We start from the raw sequence: 25700 nt of genomic DNA, 5'->3' as shown, positions 1-25700 counted from the left end.
CATAACCTCTCACAGCCAGCCTGAGTCTCGCAGACCGGGCTGGTTCTCCTCGGATCGCATTTGCGTCGCGGCTTCCCGGAGCATGTCGAGAAAGCGGCGCTGCGTTGCCGTCGGCCGCCAACTGCGACGCGTGGTGATGCCGACGGTTCGCTTGGTGCCTTCCAGAGGCTGGCCGATCTGCGCGAGAAGTCCGCTTCGGATCTGGAGTGCCACCTGATCGGGCGACAGCAGCGTTAGGAAATTCGTTTCCCAGAGCAGTCGGCCTATGATCATCACCGAACTGCACTCGATCGGCGTTGCGGGCATAGAAGCCCCTTTGAAAACGCGTTCCCATTGCTCCCGGGAGGGCGTGCTGGGCGGTGATACGACCCAGGGATAGGACGCGAGTTGCTCCATGGAAGGATTCTCCTGCCCCACAAGAGGATGCTGGCTGCCGGCAACGACGATCAGTCGATCTTCAACCAGCGGCAACTGGTAAAGATCTGCGATCTCATAGGGACGAAGCGCGCCGACGATCATGTCGATAACTCCGTCGCGCAGCGGTTCGACCAGTTCACGCCAACTGCCTTCAAGGATCTTGAAGGCGGCGCGCGGCTCGGCACGCACCATTTGCGCCATCGCGGCCGGGACCAGCAGTGGCCGGGACAGCGGCAACGCGCCGAACGAGATTTGTTCGCTTCCACCACCGCCATCGATCGCCAGCTCGACGATCGCAGCCGAAATCTCCGCAAGCGCGAGGCGGGTTCCTCGCGCGAGACGCTTTCCCGCCGCGTTGAGCCAGACGACACGGCCACGACGCTCGACGATCGTCGCGCCGATGATCTGCTCCAGATCACCGACCGCTCGATGAACGGCCGTCTGCGAAAGCCCCGTGACATTCGCGGCGCCCGCAAAGCTACCCGCTTCCGCGACGGCCAGCAGCGCGCGAAGCTGGGTCATGGTCATCAGCCGATCCGGATGCAGGAATGCGGCTGACAGTCCCTTGGCTCCGGCCGAGAGATGTTCGATCGCGGCTTGCGCCCGTGCAACAACGATGCGCCCCATGGCCGTGGCGACCATCCCCCCGGAACGCCGTTCGAAGAAGGTGTAGCCGAATTGCCGTTCGAGCTTCGCCAGGCCCTGCGTCAAGGCAGGCTGCGAAAGACTAACGGCATCGGCGGCCGCCGTGATGCTGCCATGCTCTTCGATGGCGATCAGAGCGCGCAGGTGGCGCAGGTTTATGTCGAATGGGTCGGCAGCCATCAGAGCGCAGGCCTATCCCAGGTGACGCCTCTAGCCAAACAAATTTTAAATGGACGGACCATTAAACAGATGCTAGCCAAGCCCGGTCCTTCCATCAACGCTCAATGACCGGAGATATTGTCATGGATTTTGAACTCCCCGATGACATCAAGGAATTTTGTGATGTTACGCGAACCATCGTTCGCGATCTGCTTCCCTATGAAGCCGAGTTCCAGGCCACCGGGGTAGTTCCGCCGATCGTTCGCCAGACATTGGTCGATAACGGCTATTTCGGCATGGCGCTGCCGGAGGCATATGGCGGCCTGGGCCTCGGTGCGCTGGCCCAGGCGGCGGTGCAGATCGAGCTTGCCCGACTCCCCCCTCAATTCTGGACGGAACTGAGACCCCTCATGGGGCCAGGCGCCAAGAACATCATCCATCATGCGAGCGACGAACAGCGTGCTGCCCTGCTGCCCGGCATGGCGACAGGTGAAATTCCGATCGCGTTTGCGCTGACCGAACCCAATAGCGGCTCCGACCCGGGCTCCATGCGTACAACCGCGGTTCGCAACGCCGATGGCTGGCGCATCAATGGCAGCAAAACCTATATCTCCAACGGCAAGAAGGCGAAACACATCATCGTGTACGCCTACACGGACAAGACGGCGGGCGCCCGCAACGGTATCTCCGCCTTCCTGATGCCGGCCGACACGCCCGGCTTCGCCGTTACCGGCACGATCGAGCTGATGGGCACCGCGACGCCCGGCGTGTTCGAACTCAGCTTCGATGAATGTCAAGTTCCGGCCGACGCGCTGCTCGGCGAAGAAGGACAGGGTTTCCGCTATGCCCTCGAGGGACTCAATGAAGGGCGGATCAACGTCGGCGCAACAGCCGTCGGTATGGGCGAATATGCCTTGGAGCTGGCGATCGATGAATCGAAAGTCCGCCCCGCTTTTGGCGGCGTCATCTCCGAATTCCAGGCGATCCGCCACTATCTCGCCAATATGGCCACCGACATGCGCGCTGCTCGCCTGATCCTGCTCGACGCTGCCTGGCGTTACGATCAGGGAGACAAGAGCCGCGAACTGGCATCGATGGCAAAGCTTTTCGCGACCGAAGCGGGCAGCCGCACCGTCGATACCGCCGTCCAGATTTTCGGCGGCAGCGGATATTGTCGGGGCTTTGCAGTCGAGCGGCTCTATCGCGATATCCGCATCACCCGGATCTATGAGGGCTCTTCGGAGATCCAGCGCAACACCATCGCCCGCGAGTTGCTTCGCTAAGGGAAAAGGGGGAGCGCCGATGGCCTCCCCCTTTTTTGTCAGATCAGTTGTCCTGCGGCTTGCAGGGCATCGAGGTCGTCCCGGGACACGCCAAGCTCCTCCGTCAAAAGCGCGCGCCCATGCTGGCCCAGGCTCGCGACGAGGTTTCGAGCCTCCACGCGCGAGCCGCTCATCCTGAACGGCGGGTTGGGAACGGCATAGGGGCCCGCAGCATCGCTGATGGTTGTGAGAGCCTGGCGGGCGGCAAGCTGTGGGTCGGAGAGAACCTCGGCCATTTCACGGTAGCGGCCACATGGTACGCCGTGCCCGGACAGAATCTCCTCAGCCTCCTCAGACGATCGCAGGCAGGTCCATTCCTCGGCGAGAGCAAGCAGGGTCGCCCAATTCGCATTGCGGTCGGCAACGGTCCGAAATCTTGGATCCTCCCGCCATTCGGGATGTCCCACCGCATCGCTGAGCTGCTCGAAGTTGCGAGGACTGGTTGGCGCGATCATGATGAAGCCGTCCCGGGTCTTGAGCGGCGTGTACAGCGGCCGGCGCGCACCACCGGGGAATTGAGCCTCCTGCGTCTCATAGACCAGCATTCCGACCATCGCCTCCAGCATGGACAGGTCGATATACTGGCCCTTGCCGGTCTTCTCTCGTTGGTAGAGCGCGGCCTGGATAGCGCCGAAAGCGTGAACGCCCCCCAGCACGTCGGCGATGAAGATGCCGCTGGCCGCCGGGCGCGATGCGTCATCCTGATAGTGCATGTTGACCATGTCGAACCCGCTGGTCGCGTGGATGACCGGCGCATAAGCCGGATGGTGCGCCTTGGGGCCCTGCTGCCCATAGCCCGAGATCGAACAATAGATGAGCCGTGGATTAATCGCGGACAACGCCTGATAATCAAGCCCGAACCGTTGCATGACGCCAGGGCGGAAGTTCTCGACGACAACGTCGAAGCGCTTGACGAGGTCAAGGATAAGGGAGCGAATCTTGGGCGACTTGAGATTGCAGGCCATGCTGCGTTTGCCTGCGTTCAGATGACCGAAATAGGCGCTGCAGCCTTCCCGAACGGGAGGGCGGGAACGCACCTGATCGCCGTCGAGCGATTCGATCTTCACGACATCCGCGCCGAGATCTGCGAGCATCCGGGTCGCGAAGGGTCCCGCCATCACGCTCGTGAAATCCAGTACACGGACCTCGTCGAGTGCGCCGTGGCTCTCATTTCCAGCAGAGTCGGTCATCACATCACCTGTCGAATAGATAGATTGAATGGTCCTACCTATTGAAGGATTGTAGGCGTCCGGTCAACGCGCCTTGCGAGAGCCGCGGGTCGCCTCGGTGGTTTCCTGATTGGGCTTCGCGGCAGCTTTGAGATTCTTTCGTACGTGACGATGTACCCGCTCAAGATGCCGCCGCATTTCGCTCGCAGCAGCCTCGGCGTCACGTTTGCGCAGATACCCGATAAGCCTGAATCGCGATTCGATCAGCGATTTCTGCAGCGTCTCATAATCAGGTCCGCGCACAAATTCGTGCAGAATGGCAGAGAGGGAATCGACGAAGATCCCGAACATGCGATTTTTCGTGGCCCGGGCGAGCACCGCATAATATTGTACGGCACACTCGTAGCGCGCATCCACCGTCGTTTCACGACGGGTCCGCTCGGCCACCGCCTCGAGCTCGATGAAATCAGCCTCTGTGGCGCGTTCGCAGACAAGCCTTATGATGATGTCCTGGATGGCGAGACGGGCTTCGGTAAGCTCATCGAGCGAGACGTTTCCCAGATGCACATAGTCCTGCATCGCCTGCACGATGCGGTCGGGCTCGGCCGACTGGATGAACGCGCCGCCCTTGACCCCTTTGACATTCCGGATGATGCCCGCCACCTCAAGACTGCGCAGCGCTTCGCGCAGCGCGCTGCGGCTCACCTGAAACTCGGCGGCAAGCTCGCGTTCGGCCGGAAGCTTGTCGCCGGATTTGAGCAGGCCGCTGGCGAGACGTGCCCGAATTTGCTCGCAGATGACCTCGAAGGCGCGCTGCGTTTTTATGGGAGCGAAGCCCAGCTCATCCGCCGAAATTTTCGATATCATCCGTTCTGAGTCCAGTTTCATGTCCAAGAGATGCCTCCTTCCGCTACCACAGCGGGCATCGAACTGCCTAAAGCTTCTTGACCTCTACCATAGTCACACATAATGGTTAGACCATTATCACTTTTGGAGGTTTCTTATGAAAATCCTCGTGCCCGTTAAGCGGGTGATTGACTACAATGTGAAACCCCGCGTGAAGGCCGACGGGACAGGCGTCGACCTCGCCAACGTCAAGATGTCGATGAACCCGTTCGACGAAATCGCGGTCGAGGAAGCCATCCGCCTCAAGGAAAAGGGCGAGGCGACGGAGATCGTCGCGGTCTCCATCGGCGTTGCCAAGGCGCAGGAAACGCTGCGCACCGCGCTCGCCATGGGCGCGGACCGCGCGATCCTCGTCCAGACCGACGATGAGGTCGAGCCGCTCGGCGTCGCCAAGCTGCTCGCCAAGATCGTCGCGGAAGAGGCCCCCGGCCTCGTCATCCTGGGCAAGCAGGCGATCGACGACGACAGCAACCAGACCGGCCAGATGCTGGCCGCGCTGCTCGGCTGGGCGCAGGGCACCTTCGCTTCCAAGGTGGAAGTCGACGGCGACACCGTCAACGTGACGCGCGAAGTCGACGGCGGCCTGGAGACGGTCAAGCTGAAGACCCCCGCCATCGTCACCACCGACCTGCGCCTCAACGAGCCGCGCTACGCCTCGCTGCCCAATATCATGAAGGCGAAATCGAAGCCGCTCGCGACCAAGGCACCCGCCGACTTCGGCGTCGACGTCGCCCCGCGCCTCACCACGCTCAAGGTCGTCGAACCGCCCCAGCGCACCGCCGGCATCAAGATCGCCGACGTCGACGAGCTGGTCGCCAAGCTCAAGGTCATGGGCGTCGCCGCCTGAGGCAGGTTTCAATTCCGTTCGTCCTGAGCTTGTCGAAGGACAGTCCTTTTCAAGAAGAACAGGGCTTCGACAAGGCTCAGCCCGAACGGGGATAGAGGATTGAAAAGATGAAAACTCTCGTATGGGTTGAGCATGAGGCCGGCGCCGTCAAGGACGCCACCCTCTCCGCCGTCACTGCCGCGTCGAAGCTCGGCGAAGTTCACCTGATCGTCGCCGGCAAGGGCGTGGACGGCGTCGCCGCCGAAGCCGCCAGGATCGCCGGCGTAGGCAAGGTCCATGTCGCCGACGACGCGGCATTCGATCATGCGCTGGCCGAGAATGTCGCGCCGCTCATCGTTGAGTTGATGGGCAGCCACGACGCATTCGTCGCGCCCGCCACGTCGAACGGCAAAAACATCGCGCCGCGCGTTGCCGCGCTGCTCGATGTCATGCAGGTGAGCGAAATCCTATCGGTCGAGAGCGACGACACCTTCACCCGCCCGACCTATGCCGGAAACGCAATCGCGACGGTCAAGTCAAGCGACGCCAGGAAGGTCATCACCGTGCGCGGCACGGCGTTTGAAAAGGCCGCCAGGGACGGTGGATCGGGCACAGTCGAAGCCGTTGCCTCGACCGGCGACAAGGGCCTTTCAAGCTTCGTCGGAGCCGAGATCGCCAAGCTCGAGCGCCCCGAACTCACGTCGGCCAAGATCATCGTATCGGGCGGCCGCGCCTTGAAGGACGGTCCGACATTCGAGCAAGTGATCTTCCCCCTCGCCGACAAGCTGGGCGCTGGCGTAGGCGCCAGCCGCGCGGCGGTCGATGCGGGCTATGTTCCTAACGATTATCAGGTCGGACAGACCGGCAAGATCGTCGCGCCCGAAGTCTATGTCGCGGTCGGTATCTCCGGCGCCATCCAGCATCTGGCCGGCATGAAGGACTCCAAGACCATCATTGCCATCAACAAGGACGAGGACGCGCCGATCTTCCAGGTGGCCGACATTGGTCTTGTGGGGGATCTCTTCAAGGTCGTGCCCGAACTTACAGAGAAGCTTTCGGGCTGAGGGTATACCATGTCGACACTGAACATTGTCACGAGAGACGGAAGCGCGGTGCGGGTCACCCCAGAGCCGGGTCTTTCGGTGATGGAAATAATTCGCGAGAATGGCATCGATGAACTGATGGCGCTGTGCGGCGGATGCTGCTCCTGCGCGACGTGCCATGTCTTCATTGCGGAGGATTCGTTCGATCAGCTTCCCGCGATGAGCGCAGACGAAGACGACCTTCTCGACAGCTCCGAGCATCGCAGACACGTCTCCCGCCTCTCGTGCCAGATCCCCTGGTCCGACGTGCTCGACGGACTTACGATCACCATCGCCCCGGAAGATTGAGACCCAGATCATGCAAAGACGCGCTTGCGTTGAGTTAAATGGACGGCATGGGCAATGAATGAGACGGGAAGCGATCGGGAATCGATGCCCTACGACGTCGTCATCGTAGGCGGCGGGCCAGCCGGGCTGTCAGCGGCAATCCGGCTCAAGCAGCTCGCCAATGACGGGGGTATGGAGCTGGCTGTGTGCGTGCTCGAAAAAGGCTCCGAGATCGGCGCCCATATCCTCTCGGGTGCGGTGATCGATCCCAAAGCGTTGGACGAACTGCTCCCGCAGTGGCGCGACATGGGGTGTTCGCTGGCCGACGTGCCGGTGACAGACAACCAGCACTGGTTCCTGACCAGAACCGGCAAGATCGCGATGCCGCACATCATGACGCCGGCCTGGATGCACAACAAGGGCACCTATACCGGGTCGCTGGGCAACCTGTGCCGCTGGCTCGCCGAACTAGCCGAGGGCATGGGCGTCGAGATCTTCCCCGGCTTCGCGGCAGCCGAAATCCTCTACAATGACGACGGGTCAGTGAAGGGCGTTGCAACCGGCGACATGGGCATCGACCGGGAAGGCAATCGCAAGGCTGATTATCAGCCCGGCCTGGAACTGCATGCCAAATATACTTTCTTCGCCGAGGGCGCGCGCGGGCACCTTACCAAGACATTGAAGCGCCACTATGCACTCGATGCCGACAGAGAACCGCAGGTCTATGGCCTGGGGATGAAGGAATTGTGGGACATCGATCCCGCGCTGCATCAGCCGGGTCTTGTCATCCACTCGCAGGGCTGGCCGCTGACCGATGCTTATGGCGGGGGCTTCCTCTACCATCAGGCAAACGGCCAGGTGGCATTGGGTTTCGTTGTCGGTCTCGGCTACCGGAACCCGCACCTCTACCCGTTCGAAGAGTTCCAGCGCTGGAAGCAGCATCCGGCGATCCGCAAGTTCCTGGAGGGCGGCCGCCGCGTGTCTTATGGTGCGCGCGCGATCAATGAGGGCGGCTGGCAGTCGATCCCCAAGCTGGTCTTCCCCGGCGGCGCGCTGATCGGTTGTTCGGCGGGCTTCGTCAACGTGCCGCGCATCAAGGGCACGCACACCGCCATGAAATCCGGCATGTTGGCGGCCGAGGCCGCGTTCGCGGCGGTGCAAGCCGATCGAAACGGTGATGTGCTCGCCCAGTATGAGGACGCTTTGCGGTCGAGCTGGATCGCGAAGGAACTGCAACTGGTCAAAAATGCCGAACCTCTGCTCGGCAAATTCGGCGGCACGATCGGTACGCTGCTGGCGGGCATCGACATGTGGATGCGCACGCTCAGGATCGGCCTGCCCTTCACGATGAAGCACAAGCCCGACAATGAGAAAATTCGGCGTAGCGACGCCTGCGCCAGGATCGACTATCCCAAACCTGACGGCAAGATCAGCTTCGACCGGCTGTCATCTGTGTTTCTCTCGAACACCAATCATGAGGAAGACCAGCCGGTTCACCTGCAACTGAAGGATCCGTCGATCCCGATCAGTTACAACTTGCCCTTTTATGATGAACCGGCGCAGCGTTACTGCCCTGCCGGTGTCTACGAGGTGGTCGGCCAGGATGACGGCGATCCCAAATTTCAAATCAACGCGCAGAACTGTGTCCATTGCAAGACCTGCGACATCAAGGATCCGACCCAGAACATCAACTGGGTCGTGCCCGAAGGCGGCGGTGGGCCGAATTATCCCAACATGTGACGATCGCGGTCGGCGGGGCCGGCACCACTACCGGCTCGCCTGCCGTGCCTGTCCGCCGACGACAGCTTGCGGCGTCATTCAGCACGTTCTCGACACAGAGAAGTCGGCAGCTTCCATCAGGGCAGTCTTCAGATCGGAATCGGGAAAATACTGGATGGCCTTCTTTGCCGCCTCGGCATGGCATCTTGCACGGGCCAGGGTTTCTGCGATCGCGCCGCGCGTCTCCAAAAGGTGCAACGCGTGTTCGAGCGCGGCCTCATCTGCGGGCGTACGTCCGGAAATGACGTCCTGCCAGAAGCGGCGGACCTGCGGGTCGCCATCGCGGTACGAGAGGATGACCGGGAGGGTCACCTTTCCCTCGCGAAAATCGTCTCCCGCCGCTTTCCCCATGGCAGCATCGCTGGAGGTATAGTCGATCGCATCGTCCACGAGCTGAAAAGCTATTCCGATGTTGCGGCCATAGCTATCCAACGCCGCTTCGCGGCGCTCATTCTCCCCGGCGATCACCGCTGCCATGCGGCAGGCAACGGCGAAAAGATCGGCGGTCTTGGCGTTGATGACGCCATAGTAATCGGCCTCGTTGCTTGCCAAACGCCGTGCGGCGCCCAATTGATCAATTTCGCCGCGCACCATCTTCGTCGTCGCCCGGCTTAAAAGCTCGATGGCGCGAGAGGATTGCGTTTCGATCATCAATTCGAAGCTCTGCGACAGCAGAAAATCGCCGACAAAGATGGTCGCACGATTTCCCCAGACCAGATTGGCGGTTTTGCGACCACGGCGCAGCGAAGATCCGTCCACTACATCGTCATGCAGGAGGGTGGCGCTATGCAGAAACTCAATCGCAGCCGCCAGGCTGTGGTGCAGCGTGCCTTCGTATCCGACGAGACGCGCGCAGGCCAAAGTCAACATGGGCCTAAGGCGTTTACCTCCGCTATCGATCAGGTGTCCTGCCAATGTCGGGATCAGAGCCACCTCGCTTTGCATTCGTCTGCGGATGATGTCGTTCACAATGCGAAGATCATCGCCCATCAGTGCAGCAACGGCGTTCAGTGTAGGGCCGGCCTGACGAAATTTATTGCCTTGGATCACGGTTCTGCACCCCTAGACATAGAACCCGCCTCTATCGCGAGAGCAGAATGGGCACTTCCGCATGACGCAGGACATAGCGCGTCGCGCCGCCGAATATCGCTTCACTCAGCTTGGAATGCCCATAGGCGCCCATAACCAGAAGATCGGCGTCGCGTTCGATGCAAAAGTCGAGGACGATATGGCCGGCCTCGCTCCCTTCGAGGGTGAAGAGGTCCGCGACGACGCCATGACAGCCGAGATGGCGAACGATCGCCTTACCCGGATCTATCCCGTCCGGCACCGGAAGGCCCGCCTGAGGGACAACAACGACGGAAACCTGCTTGGCGCTGTACAGAAGCGGGAGCGCGCCCGCGACCGCTCTGGATGCCTCGGCGCTCGCGTTCCACGCGATGACGATATGATCCGCCTGTCTATCAGACCGCCATGCTGAGGGAACGAGGAGAGTGGGTCTGCCCGATGCGAAGATCATGTCTTCGGACAGACTCAATGGCGTTTTGCGACGGGATGGCCCATCGGCCGGGCCTACAACCGCGAGATCGGCGTGGCGCGCATGGATCATTAGATCCTCACCCCAGACCCTGTCCGAGATGCGCCAATCCCCGTGCAGTTCTTCCTGGAGGAGAGCTGCATCGAATAACGTTCGGTAGCGCGCTGCAGCGGCGCGCACCTGCTCACTGTGGTGCGCGAACATATGAGCGATGCCCGTCCCCACCGCAAAGCCAGAATAACGGTGCAACTCGAGCGCGTCGGCGACAAAGACCGCCGAGAGATGGGAATGGAACCGTGCCGCAAGGGCAGCGGCATATTCCAGTCTTGACTGGCCCTCAGGCAGGTCTTCCAAATAGACAACGATATCCTGAAGCGACACGATTATCTCCTCTCCGATGAAGTGGTAAGCTGTTGCGCATGTCTTGCGCGGCCAGGAGGATCGTCTGCCGCCGGCACCGGGAAAACCAAGACGCATTTGGCGCCGCGTGGCTGAGCGTGTTGAGTTCCGGGGCCCGAAACCTGCGATAGTTCCCAAAAGCGGAGCAGCAAGATCGCGCGAAGCTGATCGGACCCGCCGGATCACTCGATCGCCTCATGATTTGCAACGCACGGCTTTGGCGCCAGGACGATTCAGGATCCCGGTCCCGCGCGTGACCATGAACGTGATGCCGTTTCCCGAGAATGGAGCCCCTTCCCGCTCGGCCTTAAGCTTCGCAAACCCGGCCACGTCGCGGAGAAACAGAGTTTGATTATCGTCGAAAACATCGACCGAGATCTCACTGCCGTCGTCACAGCGATATCGAATCGTTCTGGCGACCGAAGGCGGAACATAGTGCGACATGCTCTCATGATCGCGGCCCTCGTCGCTCCGCCCGCCATCATCGATGTTGTGACATGCCGAAAGGGTGAAAAAAACGAATGTCTGCAAAAGGACACGGCGCGGCTTCCCGCCGGACAGGTATCCGCCTTTGGGCAAGGCTCCTCCTGTGCAACATATCGAGCCGTGGGGACGCGCAGGGAACCCAAACGGCCCTGCGCCGGTGAGCCTTTCGCTCAAACGAGTGGGATGTGATGCGCTAACGGTCGGGGATTTGCGCCATGCGATGCGGCCCAATGATCGCACCGGCCATCGTCTTCTCCGACGGGACGACATATTCTCTGCCGCGGGACTCATAACGCAAACGATCCTGCCAAGTGAACGCGCGACCTGCGGTCAGCCAAAGGAGCCTGCCAGCCGACATTTGGGGCGACCCGAAGGGCTCTCGACGGGAGGGAGGGAATACCCGTCAGGCGATGTCGACTGGCAGACTGACGCACGGCAACCACGCATTCGTGCAATGCGAGAAGCTGCCGTCCAATCGTCAACGCTCGCCTTTTCAAAAATCGTGAAACCGAATCTCGTGTTCGACTGACGAAATTCAAAGTATGAGCGAGCGCTCACTCCTGCACTTATGAGACGGCATCGCCGGATGGTCAAGAGGCAAATATGCGAGGAAGAACGGCCGATCACCGGGCCGAAGATTGGAGGCCGGAGAGATTGCGCTGCATGCGCCGCGCCTATAGGCAGGTCGATCAGACAGGATCACGGTATGAACCAGACTTCGAAAAAATATGCGACCGGCCAGTCCCCGCGGGAGAGAATCATCAACGCGGCGAGAACCTTGTTCGGCGCGAAGGGCTTCCACGCGACGACAACGGCGGAATTGGCGGCCGATGCGTCTGTGAGCATGGGGCAGATCTATCGCCACTTCACGGCCAAGGACGAAATCGTACTCGCGATCGTGGAGGAGGACGCCAAGTATCGTGTCGCGGAGATGCACGCAATCTTCGATGCCGTCGAGCGCGGTGAGCAGACGATGTTCGAGGCAATCAAGGCCATAACGGAAATTGCTTTGCACAATGAGGGTGGCGGGCTTCTTTTTGAGATTCTGGCCGAGGCCTGGCGCAACCCCTCCGTGGCCGAGCGCCTCGACACGCTAACGGCATTTTATCGAACCGGAGTGCGCAGGCTCGCCGAGCTCGCACGCCCTGACCTGCCGGCCTCTGAACTTGATAGCTACGCCGATATTATGATGGCCTGCTTTATCGGCTTGGGGCATCGACCTGCTATTGCGCCTTGCGCGGACATCGAGAAGGCCAGTCAGACCACAGCAACGTTGATGATGCGATCTTTGGGACTGATGTAGGACACCCCGGTAACGGCGCTCGATACTGAGGCCGTGCCGATGAGCTTGCATAGGCTAGGAGCGTAACGGCACGGGTTGAAAGCCTCTTTTCAAATCGCCGTGGTTCGCGCTGCGAAAACGATGATCGAACAAAGCATGCATTGAAGCATGGCCGACATGATCGAGGCGGACCGATCAGCCTGTCGCAGCGACTGACGCGCGCGAAAGCCCGCCATGAGATAGGCGTCTACTGCGAGACCGATGAGCCAGGAAGGCCCGACAGCCGAGTGTGGCAGAAGGATCATCGCGAGTCCGGCAATGACGGTGGAGATTGCCGCGCCCAGAAAAACCAGCCGCCCAAGGATACCCAGTCCGACTTGCCGTCGAAGAGCAGCGACGACGATTGCTGTCCAGCCAATTGTAAGCAACAGGGCCGCGAGCTGTCGTCTTGCACGACGAGAACAAACTGGTAGGGCACACTGAAATCCCTGCTTTTGTCCGTCCGAGCGACAGGTCGGAAGAGAGGACTATCATCGGGAGGTGGCGCCGCTTTCAGCGACTTCCCCGCAATGAGGCTTCCCATTTCGTTTTGAGTGAGCCCTCACTCCGTTCGTGAACTGGATAGGTACATCGCCCTCCAGGGTCAAGCCGTGAACGCGGCCGGCCGCGGCGCACCCATCATCACTCCACATTCGCCCCGACGAAGCAAGCAACCCGCCAGCCGGTGATGCCGCTTGCCGTGATGATCAGTGCAAATCGAACATCCTCGCTCAATCCTGGGCCATCTTCAAAAGTCAGACCAATCTATTTTTCCGTTGCGCTCTGGCGGGGAAAGACTATTGCAGCGCATCATGAGAATGAGCGCTCACTCCTACATGTGCTGACAGGAAATCCGATGGTCCCTCACAAAAGAACCACCCTCCCCCTCCTTTCTTGCGTCATCCTGCTGGCAGGCTGCGGGGCGCAGGAGCCTGAGAAGACTGCACCGCCTGAAGTCGGCGTGGTTACGCTCAAGAGCGAGCCGGCGGTCCTCATGAGTGAGTTGCCTGGACGCGTCACGGCGGTGGAGACGTCCGAGGTGCGCCCGCAGATCAGCGGAGTGATTCGCAGACGCCTCTTTGAGGAAGGCGCCATCGTCCACGCTGGACAAGTTCTCTATGCGATCGAAGATGCGCCCTACAGGGCCGCTTTAGGTACGGCCCAGGGTAGCCTTGCTCGCGCGCAGGCCGCAATCGACGCGACCCGTCTTCAAGCCGAACGATATCGCGGACTGGTCAACATCAATGCTGTCAGTCGCCAGGAGGCCGATAATGCGGATGCTGCGGCGCGACAGGCCCGGGCGGACGTTTCAGCGCAGCGCGCTGCTGTTGACGCAGCACAAGTCAATCTTGGTTTCACACAGATCCGGGCACCTATCTCGGGACGGATCGGACGCTCGCGCTTCACCCCAGGCGCACTGGTCCAGGCGGGTCAGCCAGACCCCCTCGCGATAATTCAGCAAACCGATCGTGTTTATGTCGACGTCACCCAGTCTGCCGCCGAAATTCTCGAACTCAAGGAGGCGATGAAGGCTGGCGGGGTCGTGCGGGACGACGGCAGCGCCCGCGTCGCACTGGTGCTGCCTAACGGCAAGACCTACCCTGTCGAGGGACGACTGCAGTTTTCCGAAGTCACCGTCGATCAGACCACTGGCGCTGTGACGTTACGAGCATCCTTCCCCAATGCCGACGGCATGCTGCTCCCCGGGATGTACGTGCGGGCACGCCTTATCGACGGTGTGCGCCAGAACGCGATCCTTGCGCCACAACGCGGCATTGCCCGCAACGAGCGCGGCGAGCCGACAGCGCTGATCGTAAACAGGGACAACAAGGTCGAGCAGCGGATCGTCGCAACCGACCGTGCGCTTGGCGACCGGTGGGTGATCACGAGCGGGCTGAAGCCGGGTGACCGCCTGATCGTCGACGGTCTCCTGAAGGCGAAGCCGGGAAGCTCCGTTACGCCCAGGGCGCCCGTATCTGGCAACTCGCAGCTGGCGGGAAAGTAAGCGATGTCCCGCTTTTTCATCGACCGCCCCATCTTTGCATGGGTCATCGCCATCATCCTGATGCTAACCGGCGTGCTCGCAATCCGCACGCTCCCGATATCGCAATTTCCGGAGATCGCGCCGCCTGCCATCGCCATTCAAACCATTTATCCCGGCGCTGACGCCACCACGCTTGAGAAGACCACCACAACGGTCATCGAGCAGCAGCTCAAGGGCATCGATAATCTGCGCTATTTCTCGTCGAATAGCGATTCGGCGGGCAATCTCACCATCACCCTGACCTTCGAACAGGGCACCGACTCCGACATCGCCCAGGTACAGGTGCAGAACAAGCTCCAGCAGGCGATGCCGCTGCTGCCGCAGGAAGTGCAGCAACAGGGCGTTCGCGTTCAAAAATCCTCAGCGAACTTCCTGCTCATCGTCGGTCTATATTCGGAGGATGGAAGCCACAACCGCGAGGACATTGGCGATTATCTGGCGTCAGAACTCCAGGATCCACTGAGCCGGATCAGCGGCGTGGGCGACACGCTGCTGATGGGCGCGCAATATGCGATGCGCGTCTGGGTCGATCCGATCAAGCTCGCTAACCTCAATCTCACCTTCGCGGACGTCAAGACCGCAATCAGAGCGCAGAATGCCCAGATCTCGGCCGGTCAGATCGGCAATCTGCCGGCCAAGGCGGGACAGGCGCTCAACGTCACCGTTTCGGCACAATCGCGGCTCGAGACCCCGGATCAGTTTCGAAATATCCTGCTCCGGACAAATCCCGACGGCTCCACGATCACGCTGAAGGATGTCGCCCGGATCGAAGTCGGCACAGAAAATTATAGCTTTGAGACGCTTTACAACGACAAGCCTTCTGCCGGGCTCGCGATCAAGCTCGCCCCGGGCGCCAACGCGCTCGACACGGTCGAAGCCGTCAAGGCCGAGGTTGCCGAACTCTCCAAGCAGTTCCCGCCCGACATCAAGGTCGTCTATCCCTACGATACGACGCCGTTCGTCGAACTATCGATCGAGCAGGTCATCCACACTCTCGTCGAAGCGGTCGTCCTTGTCTTCTTTGTAATGCTGCTCTTCCTGCAGAATTGGCGGGCGACACTGATACCGACAATCGCTGTGCCGGTGGTTTTGCTGGGCACCTTTGCCGTGCTGCTGGCGTTGGGCTACTCGATCAACACGCTCACGCTGTTCGGCATGGTGCTCGCCATCGGCCTTCTCGTCGACGATGCGATCGTCGTCGTGGAGAATGTCGAGCGCCTCATCCAGGAAGAAGGACTTTCGCCTAGGGAAGCTGCCCGCAAATCGATGGACGAGCTCAGCGGCGCACTGGTCGGGATCGGCGTGGTGCTCTCGGCGGTGTTCCTGCCCATGGCCTTCTTCGGTGGATCGACCGGGATCATCTATCGGCAGTTCTCGATCACTATCGTCACGTCCATGGCCCTTTCGGTGATGGTCGCACTGATCCTGACGCCTGCCCTGTGTGCAACCATCCTCAAGCCCGCTGCCCATGGCCACCATGAGAAGAAAGGCTTCTTCGGCTGGTTCAATCGGACCTTCGATCGCGCCACCGCGCGCTACGGCGATGGCGTGCAGCGTATGAACCGAAGCTGGAAGCGCTCGCTTCTCCTCTATGGCTTGGTGGTGGTCGGCATGGGTGCAATCTTCGCGCAATTGCCGAGCGGCTTCCTGCCTGATGAGGACCAGGGCATCATGGCCGCGCAAGTCACATTACCGACTGGCGCGACGATGGAACAGACGCTCGCGACCATTGGGGAGGTCCGCAAACATTTCCAGACGAATGAAAAAGACAATGTGTCGATGGTCTTCAGTGTCGGTGGATTTAGCTTCAACGGCCAGGGCCAGAATGTCGGCCTCGTCTTCATTCGCCTGAAGGACTGGAAGGACCGGCCAGGCGCACAGAACAAGGCGATGGCTATTGCCGAACGCGCGAACAAGGCGCTCGCCGGGCTGCGGGCCGGCCAGGCGATCGCCTTCATTCCACCCGCCATCGTAGAGCTGGGCAACGCTACCGGCTTTGACATGCAGCTCGTCGATGTCGGACGCGTCGGCCACGATCGACTGATCGCCGCCCGTAACAAGCTTCTGGAACTGGCAACCAAGGACAAGATGCTCGTGCAAGTGCGACCCAACGGCCTAGACGACGTGCCGCTGCTCAAGGTGAACGTCGATCAGCCGCGCGCAGGCGCGCTCGGCCTCAATCTGGCCGATGTCAACGACACGCTCTCAACCGCGCTCGGTGGCGCCTATGTCAACGACTTCCTTGATCGCGGACGCATCAAGAAGGTATTTGTCCAGGCTGACGAAAGCGCACGCAGCAGTCCAGAAGACATCGGCAGGCTTTACGCCCGCAGCGCCAACGGCGCCATGGCCCCCTTCTCGGCCTTCTCCGATAGCAATTGGTCCTACGGCGCGGCGCGACTTGAACGCTATAATGGACGCAGCTCGGTCGAGATACTCGGCGCCCCGGCTCCGGGCTACAGCACCGGCGCGGCAATGGCGCGCATGGAGGAACTGGGCAAGCAGCTTCCCGAAGGTGTTGCGATCCAGTGGACCGGCATCTCCTACGAGGAGAAGCTTTCGGGCGGCCAGGCGCCAGCGCTCTATGCGCTTTCGATCCTCATCGTCTTCCTTTCGCTCGCCGCCTTGTATGAAAGCTGGTCGGTTCCGATCGCTGTGATCCTGGTCGTCCCGCTTGGCGTGGTCGGCGCGCTTATCGCTGCCTGGCTGACCGGTCTCAACAACGACATCTACCTTCAGGTCGGGCTGATCACGACCGTGGGCGTCGCTGCCAAGAACGCGATCCTCATCGTAGAGTTCGCGGAAGAGAAGATGCGCGAAGGGCTTGGCGCTGCGCAAGCGGCGTACGAGGCAGCAAAGCTGAGGTTGCGGCCTATTCTGATGACCTCGCTCGCCTTCACCTTCGGCGTGCTGCCGCTCGCCGTCTCTAATGGCGCGGGCGCCGGCGGGCAAAATGCGATCGGGCGAAGCGTGGTCGGCGGGATGATGACCGCGACATTCCTCGCCATCTTCTTCGTGCCGGTATTCTTCCTCGTGGTGAAGAAGCTCTTCCGGCAGGAAGGCGGATCGCAGGAAAATGCGCCGCCTTCCCTTCCCTCCAGCTTTGAGCCGCAGGAGGCCTAAAGATGACCAAGCTTCGCATCGCCGCCGCCTCGATCGCGGCCATGACCCTGGGCGCCTGCAGCATGGCGCCTGAGTACACCCGACCAAGCCTGCCGGTGCCGGCCGCATTGCCATCCGCCGCGCAAGACGACCCGTCTGCCTCTGCAATCCCGGCAGATCTGGCGTGGAAGGATTTCTTCACTGACACCAGACTGCACAGCGTCATCCAGGCGGCTCTTGAGAACAATCGTGACCTGCGGATCGCACTTGCCAACGTCGAACAGGCACGCGCACTCTATCGGGTGCAACGGGCAGATCTCCTGCCGACCATCGGCGCCAATGGCAGCGCCACCTATCAGGATATACCGGCGGGCACCGCCATCTTCGGCGGGCGCGTCGATATCTATTCCGCCAATATCGGCACGTCGGCTTGGGAAATAGACCTGTTCGGCCGGATCCGGGATATGAACAAGGCGGCTCTGGAGCAATATTTTGCAACCGTCGAGGCTCGTAATGCCGCGCAAACGAGCCTAATCGCCGAAACGGCATCAGCCTGGCTCACGCTTGCGGCGGACCGCGATCGCTTGAGGATAGCGCAGGAAACCGTTCAGGCGTTCGGGCAGACCCTCGAACTCACAAAAGCGCGGTTTGCCGGAGGCGTCGCTTCGGAACTCGAAGTCCGCCAAGCGCAAACCAGCTATGATCAGGCGCGCTCGGACATTGCGCAAAATACGAGTCTGATCGCACAGGACCGCAACGCTCTTGAACTGTTGGCTGGCACCAGCCTCAGTGAGGGTTTCCTGCCCGAAGGGCTCGGTTCGCAAAGCGCGACGATAGCAAACCTTCCGGAGGGCCTGTCGTCACAGTTGCTGCTGCGGCGACCCGACATTGCCGCGGCCGAGCACCAACTGCGCGCAGCCAATGCCAATATCGGTGCCGCCAGGGCCGCGTTCTTTCCTCGCATATCGCTGACCGCGGCTTTCGGCACGATCAGTGCCGGCCTCTCCAACCTGTTCGGCGACGGCAGCGACTACTGGTCTGTCGCTCCGTCCGCATCGCTGCCAATCTTCGACTATGGCCGAAATCAGGGCAACCTGCGCTATGCCAAGGCAACGCACGATGTCATGGTCTCGCAGTATGAACGGTCGATTCAGCGCGCTTTCAGGGAAGCCGCCGACGCGCTCGCCAGGAAAGATACGATTCAAGGCCAGGTCGAGGCGCAGACTTCGCTGCACAGTGCCGCAGCACGCGCTTACCAACTGGCCGAAGCGCGGTATCGGGCGGGAACCGATCCTTTCCTCGCAACGCTAGACGCTCAGCGTGCCCTATACGCGGCGGAGCAAAGTCTGCTTGCCACAAGGCTGGTTCGGGAGGCAAATTCGATAGAACTGTATCGCGCCTTTGGTGGAGGTCTCAAATGAGGCTGCTGTGCCCTCACTCATGCGATGGTCTGCCTCGCCCGGCTGTCGCTCAACGTCGGATAGCATTCTTAGCCTGAGGCGGACCGACCAGGGCTTACAGACACGAAGCCTCTGGGAGCGGCGTCGCCCTTCCCGCCCGCGCATTGCCAGGTCCGGAAGGCAGAATAAGCCGGACCGTTATTCGTCGGCTGCGACGGGTGGCAGGCTGGCGCTATTAAACGAAAGCAGACGGAGATGGGGATCAACAAATGCGCAGGGCAGCCGAGCCGAGCGGACTCCAATCGGAAGATCATCGAAGCCGCCCGCCATCTTTTCACCAACCGCGGCTTTCATCAGGCAGCGATGTCCGATCTAGCACAGCAGGCGGGCATAAGTGTCGGACAAATCTATCGCTCGTTCAGCGGCAAGGAGGAAATTATCGTCAAGCTGGTCGAGGATGAAATTGGGTCCTGGAAAAACGAGATTCGGTGCCTACGCCGACGTGAGGACTTCGGACAGCTGGCGGCCGCCGATCAACTGACGTCGCTCCTGCTCAGCTGCATCGCCGAAGACCGCGAGGCCATTTCAAGCGAAATCATGGCTGAAGCGTATCGCAATCCAGAGGTAGCCGCTGCGATACAAAGTTTTTGCCTTTTCCTTCAAAGGTATCTTGAAAACCTGATCCTCGCGGCAAGGCCTGGCGCCACGCCAGCGCAATTATCCTGCGCCAGGTTCCTCATACTCTATATATTTGCACTCAGACATAAGAGCATGGTCGCTCCTGGGCTGACGATCCAGAAGATCAGGACGCAGATCCGACATGCCGTGGCGGAAATTTTGGACGATCTGGCGGAGAGTGACCAAAGGTAGCGGGCCTTTCTCAATAATGGTCAGACGGGGCGTCGCGCCAGATCGCACGACGCCCTCGTTGCGTTTCTCAATTCAGAAATTGTAAGCGACGCCTACCAGGACCTTATGGCGATCAAAGGTCTCGCCACTGCCGCCCAGGTCAGCGTAGCGATATTCGAGCCGTGCCGACACCTTGTCGGTGAGGCTCCTTTCGACACCGCCGCCCACGCTCCAGCCATCGAAGTTGTCGCGGTCCCGAATTGTGCCGTCGATGCCCGATGTCCGGATCTTGGCCCGGCTGTTTTCATATCCACCGCGCACGTACAGAAGGGTCTGGTCGGTCACCAGATATCCAGCGCGCGCCGACACGTCGAAGGTGTAGCTGGGATCAATGCTGGACGGGCCGCGGCGCACGGCATCATCGGCGCCGATCGCAAAGCCGCCCTCGACGCCCAGCACGACCTTGGGCGCGACCTTGTGATTGTAACCGGCAAAGACACCGCCAACGAAGCTGTCCCGCGAGTCCCGGATCTCGACAGTGCCGATATCGGTATTGGCACGTCCGATCTTGTCGTGATTCCAGCCGACCTGGCCGCCAAGATAGGGACCATCGAAAACCTCGGCCGAAGCCGGGGCACATGCCAGCGCCGCTACAATGGCGAGGCTTCCTGCAAACAATGTCTTCATAAAAACGCTCCTGCAAAGGAAACTATGATAGGAGTGAGCGCTCGCTCCCATCGCGTAGATATGGATCGCATCTGGCTTGTCAAGTGATCGCAGGCATTTCGAAAGGCGTCGCGTCCGCTATGAGATCGTCCGGCACAATCCGAGGCGCGAAAGCGTAAGAAGGCGCCTTACCAGGCCGTGATGGAGCCCGCAGCGGCATCTCGCCACCAAAGGTCCTCGCTCCGCCTAGTCCGGGTTGGAAATCATTTATCGGAAAGGGATGCACGCAATATGCGCAATCTGTTGCAGAACTGCGCGCGTCTCACCACCCTTGGCCCGGATGGCTATTCCTGCCGATACCGACAGCAGATACCCAGCCGCCGCTTCGGGTAGCAAACTGCCCTTCAAGTCACCGGTGCGGCGTGCCTCTGCAAACCGGGTGGTCAATGCCTGCTCATGTCTTTCCCGCCATCCCGCGAGAATCTTCTCACAACCAGGCGCGCAAGCAATTCCGGCGTTGAGATCGAGCGCGCCGCGAAGCATTTCGCTCTGGGTCACAGTTTCAATCAATCCCTCAAGGAAGCGCCGTACGACTTCGCAAACTGTCGGCGCTGCAAGTGCATGGCGACAAAACGCAGATGGCATTCATCATATCGCTCGACCACGCGTCGAAACAAATCGTCTTTATTCCCAAAGAACCGATAAAGGCTCGGCCTTTCTATGCCCATGGCTGCGGTCAGATCGGAAAGGCTTGTTCCTTCATAGCCCTTTTCCCAAAATTCCCGCATGGCGGCGTCAAGCGCCGCATCCATGTCAAACAGCCTTTTGCGACCCATTTATCATCTCGCCGATCTTTACCGAATTGAGTCTGGGCGGACAGCTGAGCGTTTGTACCGCCCGCAGTATTGCCTTCCTCAGCATAGGACGCCTGCTCTCCGCGTCAGGCGTGATGGATATTCCGAAAGGATTAGCCGCCGTCCACGCAGACGCTAAGGTGATGATGAGCGTGAGGAGGAAGTCAGCTGGATAGTCAGTGCCAACATGTCCAGCATCCTGGGCGGCCCGTATCCTCCGCACCTGAGTCGGGAGGCTCAGAGCCTCTTCTAACGGCCATTCCCTCTTCTGCTCGAGGCCGTTCCACAGGACGAGCCGCATCAGTTCAGGATGATCCATAGCAAAGTCGAAGAGCATACCCGCGTAGTCGGGAAGGTCGTCTGGGTCGAACTGAACAGTCTGATAAACGTAGCTCAGTTGCCTTTCGAGAACTGCTTGGAACAGCATCTCCTTGTTACCAAAATACTCATAAATTTGACTTTTATTTGCCCTCGCAGTTCGCGCGATACGGTCGACCCGCGCGCCGGCGATCCCGAACGCGGCAAACTCTTCGGTTGCGGCGGTCATGATGCGCTCACGTGTTCGAGCGGATTTGCTTAGGTCATTGGTCGGCATGGTTCCTACATTTTCGTTGACAGGGTTCTGAAGCGATGACATGCCTCCAGCAATAAACCAAATGGTTGGTTTTAACAACACGGCAGGAGGTGCAGCATGGTCACATCTCTCAAAGCACAGCCGTCAACCAGATGGGCCTGGTTGGCGTTGGCACTTATTGCGGGCTTCATGGTCTGCACCATCTGGCCCGACATGGCGTTCGCGCAGAATGCTTCAACCCATGTAACTCTAGATCCTACCTTCCGGACCCCAGCTCCCCCGAACGACGCTTTCCCCCAGAACCCGGAGCATGTTTTCGTCGCGACGAGCGTGATGCTTGGTATCGCGCTTATCTTCATGGTGATTGCTGGTATCGACAGCAGGCGCTATAAGTCGACCGTACCAATCGCGATGGTGCTCGGCGCGGCTTTTTGTGTGGTTCCCGAAGCAATCGATAACTATCTGGCGGGCTGCTATTGGTCCCAATCCCACGATCCCGACAAACTCCTCTTCTTCCTCATGGGGCGCGAGTTTGACACATATGTCGGCGTCATGTGGTGGGCTTTTGGCGCAATTCTTGGCTATCTCCTCTATGCGGTGCTGCTGCGCCAGGTGAAGACAGGAACGCTGTGGATATGCCTTGCCCTTTCCGGACTAGCCGACATCATTCTCGAGGAAATTCTGCTGGGCTATGGCGGCATCTATATGTATTTCGGGCATCAACCTTTGGTGCTGATCAACCTCTTCCCTTGGTGGTGGCTCTTCGCCAACGTCTCGGCGCTCTTCCTGAGCGTGGCGATCGCCTATCGCTTCCGCGAATGGTTCAACGGCTGGAAAAGCGTGTTCATTCTCGCTCTCATGCCGTTCTGCTACATCGGCGCGTTCACGCTCGCCGGCATGCCAGCCATCTTCGTGATCCAGGGCAACTTCTCGCCGCTGGTTACGCAGCTTGGCGGTATCCTCACCGGCATCATTGCCATCATCCAGACGGGCGCCATGATGTACGTCATCCTGGGCCGCCATCCGTTTGCCTTGGGTGAGCGTCCGCAAGGGGTTGCCAACACTCCGAGCGTCCGACGTGACTATGTCGGTGCGGCTATCCCGCAGATCTAAGCACTGCCGAGTTCGAGCAATGTCCGGCGCCCTGCCGAAAACAGGGCGCCGGATAGGTTCTCAAGAGGGGCCATGGCCATGACTGACACCGAGCTGGATACTATCCGGCCTTTTGAAGCTTCCATATCCGACGCTGAAATCCGCGACCTGCATGAACGGCTCGATCGCATCCGCTGGCCCGAACCCGAGACGGTAGCCGACTGGTCGCAAGGCGTACCCGTCGCCGATATGCGCGCGCTGGTGGATTACTGGCGCCATCGCTATGACTGGCGCCGCTGCGAGGCGACGTTCAACGCGCTGCCCCAGTTCAAAACAACGCTCGACGGTCTGGATGTATATTTCCTGCATATCCGCTCGTCGAATGCCAATGCATTGCCTCTCATCCTTACCCATGGCTGGCCCGGATCGGTGCTCGAGTTTCTCAAGACGATCGCCCCCTTGAGCGAGCCGCAGGATTTCGGCGGCGATGCCGCAGACGCATTCCATCTCGTGATCCCGGCTTTGCCTGGTTATGGGTTCTCCGACAAGCCAACAGGGACAGGTTGGGGACTTGAGCGGATCGCCTCAAACTGGCACCTGCTGATGCGGCGACTGGGCTATCATGAATATGTCGCGCAGGGGGGGGACTGGGGCTCGGCAGTCACACACACCCTGGCACGGCAAAGACCGGACGGATTGAAGGCCATCCACACGAATTTGCCCGTCGTAATGCCCCCGCCGCCCTATGAAAATCTCAATCCCGACGAAGCCGCGATGCTGGCAGCCATGGCGCACTATCAGCGCTGGGAAAGTGGCTATTCCACGCAGCAGATGAGTCGCCCCCAGACCCTGGGATATGGGCTGGCCGACTCGCCGGTCAGTCAGGCCGCGTGGATATTCGAGAAGCTCCAGAGCTGGGCCGATTGTGCGGGTAACCCGCTCAATATCTTTAGCTATGACGAAATTCTCGACAGCATCATGATGTACTGGCTACCCAATTGCGGCGCCTCTTCTGCGCGGCTCTATTGGGAGAGTTTCGAGGGCGCCTTCGTCGTGAACGAGCCCGTTCCCCTGCCGTGCGGATATAGTGTTTTCCCCAAGGAGATATATAAGGCGCCGCGCAGTTGGGCGGAACGCTGCACGCCTCAGCTCATCCATTGGAACGAGCTTGAGAAAGGTGGCCATTTCGCAGCGTTCGAACAGCCCGAACTTTTCGTCGAGGAAGTGCGGACTTGCTTCCGCCAAATCCGTTAAGGATGATCACGTTCGTCTCCCCGCCGCCGGGTCTCTGCCTTTCGGCGGCGGGAAGTAAACCGGGTCCGGTGAGAGGTTGGTCGAAAACGTACGCTCTCATGACTGCCGTCCGAGACGCTGGCCGAGTTTACTCCTTCGCTGGCCGCTAGACCAGCGGTCGCATTGACCTTGGCGGGTGTGCCGCGGGCGCCTGATCGACGACGATTGATCACGCTCTCATCCGCGGGTTGGTTACCGCACTACCCGTATCCGTCGCTGGGCCTATCCTCCGTCTAAGTTCGGGCGTCGGACGAACCTGCCCCACCGTACACCGTGGATTGCCCATCACAGTCGGGTGCCCGCGGCACGCCGGCCAAGGCTATGCAGGTGGTGTGCTGGCGCCTCCTCTCACTGCTGTTTGGAAGATCAAGCGGCGACCGCCGGTGGTACGCGTCGGGCGATGTCCCAAGCATAGCCGACCAGTTCACGCGCAATCGCGGTGGTCACCTTGGGCTGGGGCTTGCCTGCGGCCGCGAGGCGACGGTAGCGCTGGCAGAGACGAACCTGCGCCTTCCATCCAATCGCCTGGATCTCTTCGGGTAAGTCGATGACGCGCTCACGATAGCGGCGTTCCTCGCGAGCGGGCAGTCGATACGACCAGCCAGCCTCGATCAGCATGGTGCGTGCCTGCGCGTTACCCGCGCGCGTGATCCGACCACGCTTGGTCCGGGCACCGCTGGAATGCTCGGACGGCACCAAGCCGACATAGGCCATCAACTGCTTGGGATTGTCGAAGCGGGTCAGATCACCGACCTCGGCGACCAGCGTCGCGGCGCTGACCAGCCTGATGCCGCGCAGGACCTGAAGATTGCGGACCAGCGGCGCGAAACGCCATGCATCCACCGCTTCGCCCAGCGCCGCCTCGAGCCGTCCAACCCGCGCCTGCGCCTCCAGGACCCGCTTCTGCATCTCCTCGAACGCCAGCTGCTGATGGGGGAAGTCGAACCGCTGTTCGGACAACCACCGCCAATACATCTTCGTCCAGGCCGCCTTGCCGCCGAAACGACGATCGTGCCGCAGCAGGAAGCTACGCACGGTCTGTTTGGCCCCGGTGGCATCTTCCTGTGCGCTGCGTCGGGCGCGGATCAGATCACGCACCGCCTCGTGCGCCTCGTCCGGAACCCAGATCGCGGTAAGCTCGCCGGCACGCAACAGTCGGGCCAGGGTCATTGCGTCACGCCGGTCGGTCTTCACATGATCACCTGGCCGTCGTGGCATCATCGAGGGAGCGATGACGATACAAGCCTGCCCCAGTTTCGTCAGCAGCCGGTGCAGGCCATAGCCGCAAGGACCAGCCTCGTAGCAGACGCTCAACCTCACGCCCGGCGCCGTCAGCCGCTTGACCAGCTTTCTGACCGCATCGTCCTCGTTGGCAACCGTACCGACGAAACGCACCTCGCCTCCGCGCTCTTCATCGGCAACTGCGACCGCGATGGTTTCCTTGTGCACGTCCAGACCGACGTATTTTACTGTCTCCGTCATGACTCGCC

At 60.6% G+C, this 25700-nt stretch carries 23 protein-coding genes; 12 read left to right on the top strand and 11 right to left on the bottom strand.

Annotation, left to right across the window (positions count from 1 at the left end; all coding sequences use genetic code 11):
- Positions 1-9: 9 nt before the first annotated feature.
- Entirely contained in the window at positions 10-1242 is a 1233-nt protein-coding gene (locus ATN00_RS07610; protein WP_062063634.1) for a LysR family transcriptional regulator, read from the bottom strand.
- 122 nt (positions 1243-1364) lie between these two features.
- Between ATN00_RS07610 and ATN00_RS07605 the strand changes: the two genes are divergently transcribed.
- Entirely contained in the window at positions 1365-2504 is a 1140-nt protein-coding gene (locus ATN00_RS07605) for an acyl-CoA dehydrogenase family protein (protein WP_062063632.1), read from the top strand.
- 38 nt (positions 2505-2542) lie between these two features.
- On the opposite strand, the gene ATN00_RS07600 is transcribed toward ATN00_RS07605, so the two are convergent.
- Together ATN00_RS07600 and ATN00_RS07595 are read right to left on the bottom strand one after the other, a co-directional pair.
- Entirely contained in the window at positions 2543-3733 is a 1191-nt protein-coding gene (locus ATN00_RS07600; RefSeq protein ID WP_082635127.1) for a CaiB/BaiF CoA transferase family protein, read from the bottom strand.
- Between the two features lie 63 nt (positions 3734-3796).
- On the bottom strand, positions 3797-4600 hold the full coding sequence (locus ATN00_RS07595) for a FadR/GntR family transcriptional regulator (RefSeq protein ID WP_231746463.1): 804 nt from the start codon (positions 4598-4600) through the stop codon (positions 3797-3799).
- A gap of 115 nt (positions 4601-4715) precedes the next feature.
- Between ATN00_RS07595 and ATN00_RS07590 the strand changes: the two genes are divergently transcribed.
- The 4 genes from ATN00_RS07590 (at position 4716) to ATN00_RS07575 (ending at position 8554) form a co-directional block, all read left to right on the top strand.
- Positions 4716-5465: an electron transfer flavoprotein subunit beta/FixA family protein gene (locus tag ATN00_RS07590; RefSeq protein WP_062063630.1), complete on the top strand. Its 750-nt coding sequence runs from the start codon at positions 4716-4718 to the stop codon at positions 5463-5465.
- A 107-nt stretch (positions 5466-5572) separates the two neighbouring features.
- Positions 5573-6508 (top strand): electron transfer flavoprotein subunit alpha/FixB family protein, encoded by a 936-nt coding sequence (locus tag ATN00_RS07585; protein ID WP_062063628.1) that lies wholly within the window; start codon positions 5573-5575, stop codon positions 6506-6508.
- 9 nt (positions 6509-6517) lie between these two features.
- Positions 6518-6835: a 2Fe-2S iron-sulfur cluster-binding family protein gene (locus ATN00_RS07580; protein WP_062063626.1), complete on the top strand. Its 318-nt coding sequence runs from the start codon at positions 6518-6520 to the stop codon at positions 6833-6835.
- A 54-nt stretch (positions 6836-6889) separates the two neighbouring features.
- On the top strand, positions 6890-8554 hold the full coding sequence (locus ATN00_RS07575) for an electron transfer flavoprotein-ubiquinone oxidoreductase (protein ID WP_062063624.1): 1665 nt from the start codon (positions 6890-6892) through the stop codon (positions 8552-8554).
- Positions 8555-8632: 78 nt separating this feature from the next.
- On the opposite strand, the gene ATN00_RS07570 is transcribed toward ATN00_RS07575, so the two are convergent.
- The 3 genes from ATN00_RS07570 to ATN00_RS07560 form a co-directional block, all read right to left on the bottom strand.
- On the bottom strand, positions 8633-9583 hold the full coding sequence (locus tag ATN00_RS07570; RefSeq protein ID WP_082635126.1) for a polyprenyl synthetase family protein: 951 nt from the start codon (positions 9581-9583) through the stop codon (positions 8633-8635).
- A 91-nt stretch (positions 9584-9674) separates the two neighbouring features.
- On the bottom strand, positions 9675-10511 hold the full coding sequence (locus tag ATN00_RS07565) for a universal stress protein (RefSeq protein WP_062063621.1): 837 nt from the start codon (positions 10509-10511) through the stop codon (positions 9675-9677).
- Between the two features lie 213 nt (positions 10512-10724).
- Positions 10725-11108 carry a hypothetical protein gene (locus ATN00_RS07560; RefSeq protein WP_062063619.1) on the bottom strand — a complete coding sequence of 128 codons (384 nt, stop codon included), beginning with the start codon at positions 11106-11108 and terminating at the stop codon, positions 10725-10727.
- Positions 11109-11721: 613 nt separating this feature from the next.
- Here ATN00_RS07560 and ATN00_RS07555 point away from each other — a divergent pair.
- From ATN00_RS07555 to ATN00_RS07530, 5 genes are all read left to right on the top strand, one after another.
- A complete protein-coding gene (locus tag ATN00_RS07555) occupies positions 11722-12318 on the top strand; it encodes a TetR/AcrR family transcriptional regulator (RefSeq protein WP_062063617.1) in 597 nt (198 codons plus the stop codon).
- Positions 12319-13192: 874 nt separating this feature from the next.
- Positions 13193-14341 carry an efflux RND transporter periplasmic adaptor subunit gene (locus ATN00_RS07545; protein WP_062063613.1) on the top strand — a complete coding sequence of 383 codons (1149 nt, stop codon included), beginning with the start codon at positions 13193-13195 and terminating at the stop codon, positions 14339-14341.
- Between the two features lie 3 nt (positions 14342-14344).
- Positions 14345-17503, top strand: coding sequence for an efflux RND transporter permease subunit (locus ATN00_RS07540; RefSeq protein WP_021228526.1), 3159 nt, complete (start codon positions 14345-14347; stop codon positions 17501-17503).
- A gap of 2 nt (positions 17504-17505) precedes the next feature.
- Positions 17506-18903 carry an efflux transporter outer membrane subunit gene (locus tag ATN00_RS07535; protein ID WP_021228527.1) on the top strand — a complete coding sequence of 466 codons (1398 nt, stop codon included), beginning with the start codon at positions 17506-17508 and terminating at the stop codon, positions 18901-18903.
- A 234-nt stretch (positions 18904-19137) separates the two neighbouring features.
- On the top strand, positions 19138-19752 hold the full coding sequence (locus ATN00_RS07530) for a TetR/AcrR family transcriptional regulator (protein WP_021228528.1): 615 nt from the start codon (positions 19138-19140) through the stop codon (positions 19750-19752).
- 72 nt (positions 19753-19824) lie between these two features.
- Here the strand turns inward: ATN00_RS07530 and ATN00_RS07525 are convergent, their stop codons facing one another.
- The 4 genes from ATN00_RS07525 to ATN00_RS07510 form a co-directional block, all read right to left on the bottom strand.
- A complete protein-coding gene (locus ATN00_RS07525) occupies positions 19825-20418 on the bottom strand; it encodes an outer membrane protein (protein WP_021228529.1) in 594 nt (197 codons plus the stop codon).
- A gap of 246 nt (positions 20419-20664) precedes the next feature.
- Positions 20665-20955 carry a hypothetical protein gene (locus tag ATN00_RS07520; RefSeq protein WP_156415240.1) on the bottom strand — a complete coding sequence of 97 codons (291 nt, stop codon included), beginning with the start codon at positions 20953-20955 and terminating at the stop codon, positions 20665-20667.
- Between the two features lie 8 nt (positions 20956-20963).
- A complete protein-coding gene (locus ATN00_RS07515) occupies positions 20964-21209 on the bottom strand; it encodes a helix-turn-helix domain-containing protein (protein WP_062063609.1) in 246 nt (81 codons plus the stop codon).
- A gap of 1 nt (position 21210) precedes the next feature.
- Positions 21211-21798 carry a TetR/AcrR family transcriptional regulator gene (locus ATN00_RS07510; RefSeq protein WP_197413687.1) on the bottom strand — a complete coding sequence of 196 codons (588 nt, stop codon included), beginning with the start codon at positions 21796-21798 and terminating at the stop codon, positions 21211-21213.
- Between the two features lie 144 nt (positions 21799-21942).
- Between ATN00_RS07510 and ATN00_RS07505 the strand changes: the two genes are divergently transcribed.
- On the top strand, positions 21943-22938 hold the full coding sequence (locus ATN00_RS07505; protein ID WP_062063605.1) for a hypothetical protein: 996 nt from the start codon (positions 21943-21945) through the stop codon (positions 22936-22938).
- 78 nt (positions 22939-23016) lie between these two features.
- Positions 23017-24171 carry an epoxide hydrolase family protein gene (locus ATN00_RS07500; protein WP_062068521.1) on the top strand — a complete coding sequence of 385 codons (1155 nt, stop codon included), beginning with the start codon at positions 23017-23019 and terminating at the stop codon, positions 24169-24171.
- Positions 24172-24576: 405 nt separating this feature from the next.
- On the opposite strand, the gene ATN00_RS07495 is transcribed toward ATN00_RS07500, so the two are convergent.
- Positions 24577-25692, bottom strand: coding sequence for an IS110 family RNA-guided transposase (locus tag ATN00_RS07495; RefSeq protein ID WP_030092861.1), 1116 nt, complete (start codon positions 25690-25692; stop codon positions 24577-24579).
- Positions 25693-25700 lie beyond the last annotated feature (8 nt).

Origin of the sequence: Sphingobium baderi, assembly GCF_001456115.1 — a bacterium.
GTDB lineage: Bacteria > Pseudomonadota > Alphaproteobacteria > Sphingomonadales > Sphingomonadaceae > Sphingobium > Sphingobium baderi_A.
This window is presented reverse-complemented; position numbering and strand designations above follow the sequence as displayed.